15 protein-coding genes are annotated in these 13,038 nt (G+C 36.6%); 2 read left to right on the forward strand and 13 right to left on the reverse strand.

The genetic code is table 11. The features are described 5' to 3' along the window. Positions 1-67: 67 nt before the first annotated feature. Both pssA and sigK read left to right on the forward strand, forming a co-directional pair. On the forward strand, positions 68-607 hold the full coding sequence (gene pssA / locus NSQ95_RS11265) for a CDP-diacylglycerol--serine O-phosphatidyltransferase (RefSeq protein WP_169358032.1): 540 nt from the start codon (positions 68-70) through the stop codon (positions 605-607). A 115-nt stretch (positions 608-722) separates the two neighbouring features. Continuing rightward, positions 723-1,460 carry an RNA polymerase sporulation sigma factor SigK gene (gene sigK / locus NSQ95_RS11270; RefSeq protein ID WP_169358308.1) on the forward strand — a complete coding sequence of 246 codons (738 nt, stop codon included), beginning with the start codon at positions 723-725 and terminating at the stop codon, positions 1,458-1,460. Here the strand turns inward: sigK and NSQ95_RS11275 are convergent. From NSQ95_RS11275 to alaS, 13 genes are all read right to left on the reverse strand, one after another. Further along, positions 1,457-1,585 carry a hypothetical protein gene (locus tag NSQ95_RS11275; RefSeq protein ID WP_340883194.1) on the reverse strand — a complete coding sequence of 43 codons (129 nt, stop codon included), beginning with the start codon at positions 1,583-1,585 and terminating at the stop codon, positions 1,457-1,459. The genes sigK and NSQ95_RS11275 overlap by 4 nt on opposite strands. Positions 1,586-1,647: 62 nt before the next feature. Next, positions 1,648-2,340 (reverse strand): 5'-methylthioadenosine/S-adenosylhomocysteine nucleosidase, encoded by a 693-nt coding sequence (mtnN, locus tag NSQ95_RS11280; protein WP_169358031.1) that lies wholly within the window; start codon positions 2,338-2,340, stop codon positions 1,648-1,650. A gap of 84 nt (positions 2,341-2,424) precedes the next feature. Beyond that, complete coding sequence (locus tag NSQ95_RS11285; RefSeq protein WP_340883193.1) at positions 2,425-3,096, reverse strand: YrrS family protein; 672 nt, start codon at positions 3,094-3,096, stop codon at positions 2,425-2,427. A gap of 706 nt (positions 3,097-3,802) precedes the next feature. Further along, on the reverse strand, positions 3,803-4,276 hold the full coding sequence (greA, locus tag NSQ95_RS11290; RefSeq protein ID WP_251555598.1) for a transcription elongation factor GreA: 474 nt from the start codon (positions 4,274-4,276) through the stop codon (positions 3,803-3,805). Positions 4,277-4,388: 112 nt separating this feature from the next. Next, positions 4,389-5,027, reverse strand: coding sequence for a uridine kinase (gene udk / locus NSQ95_RS11295; protein ID WP_251555599.1), 639 nt, complete (start codon positions 5,025-5,027; stop codon positions 4,389-4,391). Next, a complete protein-coding gene (locus NSQ95_RS11300; RefSeq protein ID WP_340885930.1) occupies positions 5,027-6,301 on the reverse strand; it encodes a U32 family peptidase in 1,275 nt (424 codons plus the stop codon). The genes udk and NSQ95_RS11300 overlap by 1 nt, the downstream gene beginning before the upstream one ends. A 55-nt stretch (positions 6,302-6,356) precedes the next feature. Beyond that, on the reverse strand, positions 6,357-7,286 hold the full coding sequence (locus NSQ95_RS11305) for a peptidase U32 family protein (RefSeq protein ID WP_340883192.1): 930 nt from the start codon (positions 7,284-7,286) through the stop codon (positions 6,357-6,359). A 5-nt stretch (positions 7,287-7,291) separates the two neighbouring features. Further along, positions 7,292-7,924 carry an O-methyltransferase gene (locus tag NSQ95_RS11310; RefSeq protein ID WP_340883191.1) on the reverse strand — a complete coding sequence of 211 codons (633 nt, stop codon included), beginning with the start codon at positions 7,922-7,924 and terminating at the stop codon, positions 7,292-7,294. 186 nt (positions 7,925-8,110) lie between these two features. Further along, on the reverse strand, positions 8,111-9,229 hold the full coding sequence (mltG, locus tag NSQ95_RS11315) for an endolytic transglycosylase MltG (RefSeq protein ID WP_340883190.1): 1,119 nt from the start codon (positions 9,227-9,229) through the stop codon (positions 8,111-8,113). 97 nt (positions 9,230-9,326) lie between these two features. Continuing rightward, positions 9,327-9,620 (reverse strand): DUF1292 domain-containing protein, encoded by a 294-nt coding sequence (locus NSQ95_RS11320; protein ID WP_251555603.1) that lies wholly within the window; start codon positions 9,618-9,620, stop codon positions 9,327-9,329. An 11-nt stretch (positions 9,621-9,631) separates the two neighbouring features. After that, the gene (ruvX, locus tag NSQ95_RS11325) at positions 9,632-10,051 is read right to left on the reverse strand and encodes a Holliday junction resolvase RuvX (protein ID WP_169358024.1); all 420 of its coding nucleotides are present in this window, start codon (positions 10,049-10,051) and stop codon (positions 9,632-9,634) included. Between the two features lie 2 nt (positions 10,052-10,053). Further along, entirely contained in the window at positions 10,054-10,320 is a 267-nt protein-coding gene (locus tag NSQ95_RS11330; protein ID WP_053588802.1) for an IreB family regulatory phosphoprotein, read from the reverse strand. 76 nt (positions 10,321-10,396) lie between these two features. Next, positions 10,397-13,030, reverse strand: a complete 2,634-nt coding sequence (alaS, locus tag NSQ95_RS11335; RefSeq protein ID WP_340883189.1) for an alanine--tRNA ligase — start codon at positions 13,028-13,030, stop codon at positions 10,397-10,399. Positions 13,031-13,038 lie beyond the last annotated feature (8 nt).

Below are 13,038 nucleotides of genomic sequence, written 5' to 3' on the forward strand. Positions count from 1 at the left end.
TACTTACAATTTTTGTTTACTCGAAGTATAATGAACAAATATGTTATTTGTAAAGGAGTGATTTGCAATGTATTTACAAAATGCTATGACTCAAACAATAAAAAAACTAAAAACGCAGGCTGCTAATATGATAACAATTGGTAATTTAGCATTCGGTGGAGCAGCAATTATGGCTACAGTAAATGAATACTACACGTTTAGCGTGTTATTTATATTTATAGCAGGCTTATTAGATCGTTTTGATGGCATGGTTGCCAGAAGATTCAACTTAGAGTCAGAGCTTGGTAAACAATTAGATTCGATGAGTGATATTATATCATTCGGAATTGCACCTGCTCTTTTAATGTACTCCTTAGTTTTACAGGAATTTAGTATTGCAGGAATGATTATTACTGTTATATATATAGCTTGTGGCGCATTTAGATTAGCCCGCTTTAATATTTCTGAGTCAAATGGATTTTTTACAGGACTACCAATTACGGTTGCCGGAGTAATTTTAACATTATCATACTTCGCTATTAATTTTGTTCCGCCAGTTACGTACATGTTTTTATTTATTATTCTTGCATTATTAATGATTAGTACCTTTACTTTAAAAAAGGTCTGATATGCTTTAAGCAATTATATATTTCTTAAAAGGCGACTGCAAATGCAGTCGTTTTTTTCATATTTTGTCGTAATTCCACATATATTGAAAGTATAACTAGATGGAGGTGAACATAATTTCCGGTCTTCTAACCGCATTTATAAACATGGTCATCGATTTGCCACTTGTGCTTGGTTATTTAAAAGGGCAGGCGTTCCATCAGCCCCTTTCTCCGGAGGAAGAACAAGTAATGATTCAACGTTTTCTAGATGGAGACCTCACAGCAAGAGATGAACTAATCGAACGTAATATGCGGCTTGTTGCACACGTAGTTAAGAAATTTCATCCGAAGCATGAGCTTTTAGATGACTATATATCAATAGGGACAATTGGGCTGATGAAAGCTGTTAATAGCTATACACCTACCAAGAAAACAAAATTAGCAACATATGCTGCTCGCTGTATTGAAAATGAAATTCTTATGTATTTGCGTTCATTAAAAAAAGTTCAAAAGGATATTTCTTTACATGAGCCTATTGGAATGGATAAAGATGGACATTCTTTAGAAATCACCGATTTACTACAAGGACTGGATAAAAGCTCGGACGAACAGCTAGTGGAAGAAGAAGATACCAATCGTTTATATAAACACCTATCCCAACTGGAGAAACGAGAGCTAGATATCATCGTTCGTAGATATGGACTATTAGGCCATGAGCCAATGACTCAAAAAGAAATTTCTAAGCAATTAAAAATTTCAAGAAGCTATGTTTCTCGTATTGAAAAGCGTGCGCTTGTAAAGCTCTATCAGTATTACATCCATGAAAAAAACTCTCTTGATGGATCAAACACCAAGAGAGCTAGAGAAAATTAATCTTCACTTGTTTCGGCAATCATTACAAATGCTAATACAGCTGTAACCAAAACAGACATAGCCATGATAAAAACCATTTGATCTCCCCCTAGACTATTGTGGAAAGCTTTTAATACTTTCATCATAGCACATATAGGAAATACTAATTACATGCATTCTATGCTATAGTTTGTCCAATTAATGACAACTAAATGTTTTCAATTACACGAAGCACTATTTGTGTGGAATGCTTAGCTGCAACTGGCAGAAACTCATCAAAGCTAATCGAGGATTCTTTTCCTGCTATATCGGAAAGAGCCCGAATAACTACAAATGGCACTGAAAATTGATGACAAACCTGCGCGACGGCAGCAGCTTCCATTTCACAAGCTTTCATAGAAGGAAAATAACTCCGAACTAGTTCTACTCGTTCTGGATTATGCATAAAGGTATCACCAGTAGCAATTAAGCCTGTTGAGGCCTGATGCTCACCGATTTCATTTACCGCATCTTCTGCAAGCTTCATTAAACGCTCGTCCGATTTAAATGCAGGTGGCATTTGAGGAACCTGTCCCATCTCATATCCAAATGCAGTTACATCTACGTCATGATGTCGAACTTCATCTGAAATGACAATTGCTCCTACTTCTAGCTGAGGATCATATCCGCCAGCAGATCCTGTATTAATGACATAATCTGGCTTATACTCATTTAAAAGAATAGCAGTAGACATGGCTGCATTAACTTTACCAATTCCACTTTTCAACAGGATTATTTCATGGCTTTTATATGTACCAGTTGTAAACTCACTATTTGCAATTTCTATAGTCTTTGCATTTTCAACCGCATTTCTTAATAATTCTACTTCTTCTTCCATTGCTCCAATTACAGCAATCTTCATTATTAAAAACCCCTCTCTAAAAGTACTTCTTTTAAAGTAAAGGAGAGCGGCACTTTAGTCAAGTACCGCTCCCACATTGTATATTTATTTTGCTGATAACAGCTTTTCTTTTTTGGTTGGCTTCCACCCTTGACCATCGACCCATTCTAAAGATATGCGATAAATTTCTTTTCCATCTTTAGATGTAACGGTTCCTATAGATTTTTGTGGACTTCCACCATTACCCAGAAATTGGACAATCATATTAGAAGGGTCTAAGTTTGCCGCGTAAGCTAATGCGTCAACCTTCTCTTCCCAATCTACTGTATCCTTCGTATAACTCGAGACATGTTCTCCTACTTGAGCTGTCCCTATTGGTTCCCATGAAGGGTCTACTACCACAGCCTCAACATTTGGATCATCGGATTCTTCTGTAATTTCATTTGAGCCGTCAGAAGATGAGCCTGACTCTGTGGTCGAATCATTGTTTTCAGTGGCTGTTTCGTTTTGTTCGTCCTCTTCGGCTATTTCCTCAGTAGTCAATTCAATGTCTTCTGATTCCTCTTCTTCGACTTCACTACTCTCTGAAACGGATTCAGTTTCCTTTGGGTCTTGGGCAATATCTTTTTCCTCTTTATCACCTGTCACTAAATTAACAACAACTATAATGATTAACAGAAGAACTACTCCAATTAGGACATTCAATATTGTATTTGTTTTTTTCTTACGATTATTTTTGTTTAAGCGTGAATTAATTCTTTGATTTTGCTCTGACATACTCTTCCTCCTTTTAAAGATAGAGAACTATTAATATTAGACGTGAATATAGACACTAAGTTTCATAACATTAGGTGCTAACTAATTTAATACATAAAAATCCTTTTAGCAAGTCTCATTTTTATTCCAAAAATTATATGTTGAAGAATTTTAAAGAGGAGAAAACAAAATCCATTATAGATATCAATAAGCGACGGGAGATCGCTTATCGCTCCCCCCGCGGAAAGCGTCCGACTAGAGCGGAGATCAATTCTACTTCATTCTTAGAAAATCTCTAAAAGGCATGGTTCATTTGTGTGGTTTTCATTTATGAAATGGACTCTGTTAGTTGCATCTTATTAATAACATTTTCTAGTTAATCGCTAATTTATCTATATTGATTGAAGCGACAGGCGGCGACTCCAGCGGGAGGAGGGAGACAGATAAGACATCACAACCACGCGCGATAGCGATGGGTGATGGCTTATCGCTCCCCCCGCGGAAAGCGTCCGCCGAAAGCGGAGATCAATTCTACTCTATTCTTAGAAAATCATGTAAGCTACTAAAGTTGAATTAATGTGAACAAAAAGAAAGAGTCTCGACTTCCTCCTACACCTGCCTCTACATATACAAAGAGACTTTTGTCTCTAAAATTCATTTTCCTGAAATTTAAAATGAGGAGTAAACATATAAATGTCTACTCCTCATTTTTAAAATATAATGTTTTTTATGAAATAGAAATAATTTCTACATCCATTTCTCCGCCTGGAGTAAGGATTTTCACTTTATCTCCTGTTGTTTTTCCAAGTAAGCCTTTAGCAATAGGAGAATCGTTTGAGATAAGACCTTCTAAAGGATCAGCTTCAGCAGACCCAACGATTGTGTAGCTTTCTTCATCTCCATCTGGAATTTCAACAAATGTTACTGTTTTACCTAAAGAGACAACATCATTATTATCTTCCTCTTCGATAATCACAGCATTTCGAATCATGGATTCAATTGTAGAGATTCTTCCTTCAACAAAAGCTTGGTCTTCCTTAGCAGAATCATACTCCGAATTCTCCGATAAATCACCGAAGCTACGAGCTATTTTGATACGTTCTACGACTTCTTTACGTTTTACAGTTTTTAATACTTCTAATTCTTCTTCTAGTTTACGTTTACCTGCTACAGTCATCGGAAATTGTTTCTCAGTTGACACTTCCATACACTCCTTTAAAATCCCTCTTTATAAACATATATTTCCTATTCATATGCTTCGAGTTAAAATGATATGAATTTAATGAAATATTTGTAAATCTTTCATCATCATATTATACAATAGCATTAGTTTCAAGAATAGTTTTTATTTTTGTAACCATTAAATCGATTGCTACCTCATTTTGACCGCCTTCAGGAATAATTACATCTGCATATCTTTTAGTAGGCTCTATAAACTGATTATGCATCGGGCGAACGACTGTTAAATATTGCTCTACTACAGATTCTACCGTACGGCCCCTCTCATGAATATCACGTAAAATTCTTCGAATAATACGTAAATCTGAGTCTGTATCTACAAATAATTTAATATCCATGAGGTTTCTTAAACGCTCGTCCTCTAGCACTAGTATACCTTCTAAAATAATTACATCCTTTGGTTGGATCAGGACTGTCTCGCTTGAACGCGTGTGCTGTGCGTAATCATAAATTGGTTTTTCAATTGCTTTGTCGTTCAGCAAATCATTTACATGCTGAATAAGTAGGTCATTGTCAAAAGCAAAGGGATGATCGTAATTTGTATTCAATCTTTCTTCAAAAGCTAAATGGCTTTGGTCTTTATAATAATAATCTTGTTCAATAACTACTACTGAATGGTCTTTAAAAACTTCACTAATTGCTTGGGTAACGCTGGTCTTTCCTGAACCGGAACCACCAGTGATACCTATGATAAGCGGAGTACGTTTAGCCATTAGTTTAACCCCTTTCTCATCATGTTGTTTGGATATAATTTAGTCGGACATGTAAATTGAACTATTTCTAAGGGATGTCTTGCTGCATCTAGAACTTTTCCCTTTTCATTTTTAAGTTCACCAATTACTAATCGAACGTTGTCGATTTCGGGTCCAAAGAATTCCACTTCATCTCCTGGCTTGAAGTAGTTTCTCTGCTGTAATGTTACTACTTGTGTTTCATCGTTATAGTCTAGAACTAGCCCAACAAAGTCATATCCAAGTTTTTTGTCATGAACGCCATACATTTGTTGTTCAACACCAGGCTCACCCTCAAAGAATGCTGTATCTGCTTCTCGGTTTGCACACTTTTCAAGCTCTTCCAACCATTCCTGCTTCATAACAAAGTTTTCTGTGTCCGCACAGTAAGCATCGATGACTTTACGATATACACTAATAACTGTAGCTATATAGTGAATAGATTTCATACGGCCTTCTACTTTTAGTGAATCAATTCCCATTTCAATCATTTTAGGAATAGATTCAACTAGCTTCAAATCTTTTGGACTCATAGCAAAAGGAGTATCTTCCTCTTCAAATAATGCTTTCTCTTCTCCATTAGAGCTTGCTTCGTAGAGATCGTAGTCCCAACGACATGATTGACAGCAGCCGCCTCTGTTGGAATCACGAGCAGTCATATGATTAGAGAGTGTACATCTACCGCTATATGCTATACACATAGCTCCATGGATAAATGTCTCAATCTCTATATCCACTTTTTCTTTCATTAGCTTTATTTCTTCACCGCTTGTTTCTCGAGCTAAAACAACTCGGTGTAAGCCTTCTTCCTTCCAATATTGGACTGCTTTCCAGTTAGAAAGGGATTGTTGAGTACTTAGATGAATTTCTAACTTAGGAGCTGCCTCCCTACAGGTTTCTATAATTAAAGGATCTGCAACAATAATTCCAGTTACTCCTGCAGCCTCTATTGACTTTAAATAATCCTCTAGCCCGTCCATATTTTCGTTATGAGCAAAGATATTAGTTGTAACATAAATTTTTGCTCCGTATCGATTGGCAAACTCGACACCCTCACGCATTTCATCAATGGAGAAATTACCTGCGTTTGAACGTAAGCCAAACTCTCTACCACCTATAAATACTGCATCTGCACCATAATGGACAGCAATTTTCAATTTTTCTAGACTACCGGCCGGAGCCAATAACTCAGGCTTTTTCGTAATGACACGTTTGCCGTCGACTAATTCACTTATTTCATCTATTTTCGTGTTTATCACATGAATTCTGTCCTTTCTGAACCGAAAATAATTTCAGCTAAGAGCTACGCAATTAGTATACTGTTTCTTTAAAATAGAATCCGGTATCCAAGGGTCTAAGTGGAGGTTGAATAGCTTCAATTTTCTTAAATAGTTCCTTTTTAATCTCTTTATAAGCTGATCGTGATTCATAGTACGCGTCAATTGCCTGACGATAGTAGCTAGTGACTTCCGTTACATATGACGTTTCATGGAGAATGCCATCAATTTTCAAGCTATCCACTCCTGCATCTAAAAACTCATCTAACTCATCAATCATACAAATATCATTGGGACTAAAAATATGGGTTCCATTTTGATCTTCGAAGATAGGGTACTTATTCGATCGCTCTTTATCATGTAAAAACATATTTCTATTTTGAGAGCGATTTTCCACTTCCATTGCTTTATCTTGAAAAAGAAAATAGTTGCCGATTAAAGATCGCTTTGACTGGAACATACACGTCATTCCGTGCACCTGCGCCTCTATTTCGACTTTTGCATTTTCCTTTATATCTATCACTTCTTCTAAGCTAAGCTCACGAGCTAAAACAGCTCTTGTAGAACCACGTTTTCCCCAATAGTTTGCTGTAAAGAAATTAGTAGCTGTTTGTTCGGTATTCCAATGAAGAGGTATTGTAACTCCCGCCTCTCTCCTTGCAATAATTACTGCCGGGTCACCAAATACAATTGCATCTACACCGATTTCTTGTATTTTCTGCAAATAAGGGCCAAGTTCATCTACTTTGTCATTGTGAAAAATGCCGTTCATGGCAACGTATATTTTTTTATTATGTTCTTTTACTAGCTTTGTCGCTGCTTGAATATCATCTAGTGTAAATTCTCCTGCTAGCCTTAACCCAAAATACTGTTCGCCTACTAAAAAAGCATCTGCACCCGCCTGTAGAAGCTCTCGTATGTGCTCTACATTTTTAGGTGTCACTAGTAATTCTGCTTTTTTCATGCTTGTCACCTCTTTATACTTACTAGCATTCCGTCTCCAACAGAAAAGAATGCTGTGTCATAGTCTGGATGCTGCATTAACCATTCCATAAACTGATGCTGGTTTCGCACCATGGTTCTTTTCCTTCTCGGCACCTCTTCTATTGGAAGCTCGGAGAGACCGTTTAACAATATATTATCACAGTAAATAACGCCCCTATCGTTTAACAAAGGTGCGTACTTTTCAAAGAATTTTTTATATTGTCCTTTTGCAGCATCAATAAAAATAGCATCAAATCTTTGATAATTCAAAGCTTCCTCATCTAACTCTAAGGCGTCTCCAATAATGACTCTGATGCGTTCCTCCAAGTTGGCTCGGTTAATATATTTCTTAGCTAGCATTGCTTTTTGCTCATCACGCTCTACTGTGACAATAGAAGCATCTAGTTTGTCGGCCATGCGCATAGAAGAATAACCGATTGCTGTTCCAAGTTCTAAAATAGAGGTTGGCTTCTGTAAAGAGAGTAACTGTAGCAATACTTCCATTCCAGACAATTGCATAATTGGTACATGGTTTTCTTTTGCATAGCTCTCCATTTCAACAAAGATAGGTTCTCTCGGCTTAATTAGATTTTTCATAAAATCTTCACTGATGTTCATAGCTTAACTCCTTTTAGATGCAAGGTTATTTCGTTATGTAAACTGGAGATACCTCTGCTTCCCGAAATTCTACTCCTAAGTGTAAGGATAATCAACAGACAAATATAACCTGATACGTAAAAAACCCATCTTATAATAACATAGCAGGAGAAGGAAAGCGATAACCTTCCTTCTCCTGCATGCTTATTATTTTAAATGTTCGTCTATTTTTTGAAGATGTTCATCATATGTCTTTGAAAAATGATTTTTTCCTTCTTTATCAGCTAGGAAATAGAAGTATTCTGTCTTTTCTGGATCTAATGTTGCCTCTATGGACATTTTCCCTGCATTTGCAATCGGACCTGGTGGTAATCCTTTGTTTTTATACGTGTTATATGGATTATCATATTCTAAATCCTCAAATAATACTCGTTCCTTATGGCTACCTAAGGCATATAGTACAGTTGGATCGGTTTGTAAAGGCATATCGATTTCAATACGGTTATAAAAGACGCTAGCTATCTTTTCACGATCTGTTTGAGCAGTTGCCTCTTCTTCTAGTAAGGAAGCAAAAGTTAACAGCCAATGTACCGACTTTTCTTCTGCTTGTAGCAGCTCATAATAAGGAGCCAATGCTTTGTCCGTTTGGGCCAATAACAATTCTGCTATTTCTTCATTTGTAGGATTTTCCTCGTAAAATGGATATGTCGATGGATATAAATAACCCTCTAATGCGTAGCGGATATTTTCCCCTTTAATTTCTTCTGTTAACAATGTAGGATACTTACTCATCATTCGATCAACAAATTCTGCGTTAGTAACTAGCTCAAAGAATTCCTTAGAAGAATTTCCAGTCTTCTTTTCCACTACATCTCCAATTTGCTCTAGAGTCAATCCCTCTGGAATGGTTAAGGTTAGTAGTGGTTCCCTATAAATTTTTCCAGTTTTGAGACTTTCGATAATTTCATCTAAAGTCATATCCTTAGACAATGCATATGTACCTGCTTGAAAATCAGATTGGTTATTAAACTTAACATAGTATTTGAAAATCTTTGCATTTTTAATTATTCCATTTTTTTCAAGAGTCGAAGATATGCTATCGATACCTGAGCCAATTGGAATTTCAACAGTCACTTTCTCAGTAGAGTCAGGATCCATTGGTGAAAGAGCACCTTTTACATAGTTATAACCAGTGAATCCAGCTATAGCAATAACGACCAAGAGAACTAATGCAATTATCATTACTATTTTTCTAACAAGTTTTACTTCTTTTTTTTTGTTTTTCATCTGATCAAACATTATCTCTTTTTTTGATTTGTTTTCCACGGGCTTTCCCCCTTTATTCTCCCTTATTATACATGATGCTTCACAAAAAGAAAAAGGATGGAATGAGAATACTCAGTCCACCCTTTTTAGATTTGAATTAGTCTTCGTCTTCTTCTGTTTCATCTAAAAATGTGTTTAACATTTCTTCGATCATATCCCATTCAGCATCTGTCTCGATTGGATGTAAATCTCCATCTTCTCCGTTTTCATTTGGAGTGAAAGAAGAAGCATGAATTTCTATTTCTTCGTTCTCATCTTCTTCAGCACCGATTGGGTAGTAAAGTACATAAGATTTACCGAATTCATCTGATTCAAATGTAAATAATACGTTACAAAGCTGTTCATTTCCGTTGTCATCAACGATTGTGATATTTTCTTGTCCGTGGTCCATTTGTGGTCACCTCATCTGTTTTTTCTATCAAGATATCCTTGTAAAATCATTACAGCAGCCATTTTGTCAATAACTAGCTTGCGTTTTTTACGACTAACATCCGCATCTATTAACATACGTTCTGCAGCCATAGTTGTCAATCTTTCATCCCATAATGTTACTGGAAAGTTATATTTATCAGTTAACAGCTTGGCGAATTGTTCCGAAGCTTCTGCACGCGGTCCGATAGAATTATTCATGTTTTTAGGAAAACCTACAACGAACTCACTCACTTGATGTTGTTTTACCAATTCATCAATTCGTTCCATCCCAAATTCTTGTGCATCTTCGTTAATTTTAATCGTTTCAATTCCCTGGGCTGTCCAACCGAGGGCATCACTTATTGCAATGCCCACGGTGCGAGAACCGACATCTAAACCCATTATTCTCATAATTACGCCTCATTATTCTTTTTAATATAGAACTTAACTAGCTCCTCTAAAATTTCATCTCGTTCTAATTTACGGATCATATTTCGAGCATCTTGATGGCGAGGAATATAAGCTGGATCACCAGAAAGTAAATAGCCAACAATTTGATTTATAGAGTTATACCCTTTTTCCTCTAATGCAGAGTGAACCTGAAGCATCACATGTTTGACTTCTTGTTCCATCGATTCCTCTGGGAAATTGAATTTCATTGTTTTATCAAATGAACTCATGATCAGCACCTCGCTTTCAAATTGGTAATAATGTTTGCTTAGTTATTTGTTAAGTATACCCTATTTTTGAAATAGTTTAAACTGATTTGATATATTCGTAAACGGAGTTAAGTGCAAGCTCCAGCTTACTTGCGTCTTTAGCCCCAGCCATGGCAAAGTCCGGACGACCCCCACCTTTACCTCCACATTGTTCAGCGACTAGTTTGACAATATTTCCAGCATGGTAGTTCCCACCTACTAAATCCTTAGTCACTCCAGCAGAAATCATTACTTTTTCCTCATCTACTGCACCTAAAACTATGACAGCATTATCCATTTTTTGTTTTAAATCATCCATCATTTGTCTTAGCTGATTATTATCCTTAGCATCTACTTTAACAGAGAGCACAGTAATGTCATTAATAGTTTGAGCTGATGATAAAACGGAAGATGCCTGACTATTAGCGATTTTAGCAGATAAGGATTCATTTTCTCTTTGAATGTTTTTCAATTCACTTAACAATTGAGAAACCTTCATAACTAAATCCTTTGGTTGAGCTTTTACTAGTGAAGCAGCTTCCGTAAGAAGCATTTCTTCCTCTTTAATAACCTCAAACGCACCTTTTCCAGTAACTGCTTCGATACGACGTGTTCCTGCACCGATACCGCCTTCAGAAAGGATTTTAAAGTAACCTATCTCAGAGGTGTTTTTCACATGCACTCCACCGCAAAGCTCTAATGAATAAGCTCCCATTTGAACTACTCTCACAATATCTCCATATTTTTCTCCGAAAAGAGCCATGGCACCCATATTTTTTGCCTCTTCAATATTGTGATATCCAGTTACTACCGGGATATTATCCCACACCTTTTCATTAACTATACGCTCGATTGTTTCTAACTCTTCTTTCGTTACTTGCCCAAAATGAGAAAAGTCAAAGCGTAAACGATCTGGTCCAACATATGAGCCAGCTTGGTTTACATGTGTTCCTAGAACGTCTTTTAAAGCTTGATGTAGGATATGTGTTGCTGAGTGATTCTTTATAGTATGCCCTCTTAATGTTTGATCTACTGTAGCTACTATGTCAGCCCCAGCCGTCATTTCTCCAGACTCAATAATAACAGTGTGTAGATTTTGACCATTTGGAGCTTTTTGAACATCCTTTACAAAACCACGGAAATTATCATTTTCAATTGTTCCATGATCTGCTATTTGACCCCCACTTTCCGCATAGAAAGGTGTCTGGGTTAAAATAATTTTCACTTCATCGCCTTCTTGTGCAGAATTAACTAATTCTTGCCCAAGTACAATAGAGGTAACCTTTGTAGTGACACTTAACGTATCGTAGCCAACAAACTCACTTTCATCTTGTAAGTTACTAAAAACAGCAGATTGCACCTGCATAGAATCTACATTCTGACGAGCAGCACGTGCTCTAGAACGTTGAGCTTCCATTTCAGCTTTAAAGCCCTCATGATCAACTGTCATATTTGCTTCTTCTGCATATTCCTCTGTTAACTCAATCGGGAAACCGTATGTGTCATAAAGTGTAAAAGTAGTTGTTCCAGGTATAAATGATTCACCTTTTGAACGCTGCTCCTCAATTACTTTTTCTAAAATGCTAAGCCCGTCATGTAGTGTTTCATGGAATCTTTCTTCCTCTGTTTTAATAACACGCATGATGAAGTCTTTTTTCTCTGTAACTTCTGGATAGAAATCCTTCATGATTTCCCCTACTACAGGTACAAGCTCAAATAAAAATGGCTGATCGATACCTAGTTGTTTTGCAAAACGGACAGCTCTACGAAGAAGTCTTCTCAGTACGTAGCCACGTCCTTCATTGGAAGGTAAAGCACCATCTCCAATAGCAAAAGCAACGGTACGAATATGGTCAGCAATTACTTTGAAAGCTACGTCATTTTCCTTGTTTTGGCGATACTTCTTACCAGCAATTGTTTCAGTTTGCTCGATAATTGGCATGAAGAGGTCTGTATCAAAGTTAGTTGGAACATTTTGTACAACACTAGCCATACGCTCCAAGCCCATTCCAGTATCGATGTTTTGCTTTGGTAATGGTGTATATGTGTGATCTGGATTATGGTTAAACTCAGAGAAAACTAAGTTCCAGATTTCTAAATATCGATCATTTTCTCCACCTGGATAAAGTTCTGGATCATTTACATCATTACCATAGGTTTCACCACGGTCATAGAAAATTTCTGAGTTAGGTCCACTCGGTCCTTCTCCAATATCCCAGAAGTTTCCTTCTAAACGAATAATACGCTCTTCTGGAATACCAATTTCATCCTTCCAAATAACATATGCCTCTTCATCTTCTGGATGAATAGTAATAGATAGCTTTTCAGGTTCAAAGCCCATCCACTTTTCATCAGTCAAAAACTCCCAAGCCCAATGAATTGCCTCTTTTTTAAAATATTCACCGATTGAGAAGTTACCTAGCATTTCAAAGAACGTATGATGTCTAGCTGTCTTTCCTACATTTTCAATATCATTTGTACGAATAGATTTTTGTGCATTTGTGATTCTTGGATTTTCTGGAATTACACGTCCATCAAAATATTTTTTTAACGTAGCAACTCCACTATTGATCCAAAGAAGTGAAGCGTCATTAATCGGTACAAGTGGCGCCGATGGTTCCTGTGAGTGACCTTTTTCTATAAAAAAGTCTAAATACATTTGTCTAATTTGTGCACCAGTTAAATGTTTCATTTTTTCTT

This window comes from Psychrobacillus sp. FSL W7-1457, assembly GCF_038593405.1.
Taxonomy (GTDB): domain Bacteria; phylum Bacillota; class Bacilli; order Bacillales_A; family Planococcaceae; genus Psychrobacillus.

Coding starts and splice junctions, on each gene's coding strand:
- ruvX (WP_169358024.1), bottom strand. CDS start 10,051: ATGAGAATAATGGGTTTAGATGTCGGTTCTCGCACCGTGGGCATTGCA.
- NSQ95_RS11285 (WP_340883193.1), bottom strand. CDS start 3,096: ATGTCAGAGCAAAATCAAAGAATTAATTCACGCTTAAACAAAAATAAT.
- udk (WP_251555599.1), bottom strand. CDS start 5,027: ATGGCTAAACGTACTCCGCTTATCATAGGTATCACTGGTGGTTCCGGT.
- NSQ95_RS11330 (WP_053588802.1), bottom strand. CDS start 10,320: ATGAGTTCATTTGATAAAACAATGAAATTCAATTTCCCAGAGGAATCG.
- pssA (WP_169358032.1), top strand. CDS start 68: ATGTATTTACAAAATGCTATGACTCAAACAATAAAAAAACTAAAAACG.
- NSQ95_RS11275 (WP_340883194.1), bottom strand. CDS start 1,585: ATGATGAAAGTATTAAAAGCTTTCCACAATAGTCTAGGGGGAGATCAA.
- NSQ95_RS11320 (WP_251555603.1), bottom strand. CDS start 9,620: ATGGACCACGGACAAGAAAATATCACAATCGTTGATGACAACGGAAAT.
- alaS (WP_340883189.1), bottom strand. CDS start 13,030: ATGAAACATTTAACTGGTGCACAAATTAGACAAATGTATTTAGACTTT.
- NSQ95_RS11305 (WP_340883192.1), bottom strand. CDS start 7,286: ATGAAAAAAGCAGAATTACTAGTGACACCTAAAAATGTAGAGCACATA.
- mtnN (WP_169358031.1), bottom strand. CDS start 2,340: ATGAAGATTGCTGTAATTGGAGCAATGGAAGAAGAAGTAGAATTATTA.
- NSQ95_RS11310 (WP_340883191.1), bottom strand. CDS start 7,924: ATGAACATCAGTGAAGATTTTATGAAAAATCTAATTAAGCCGAGAGAA.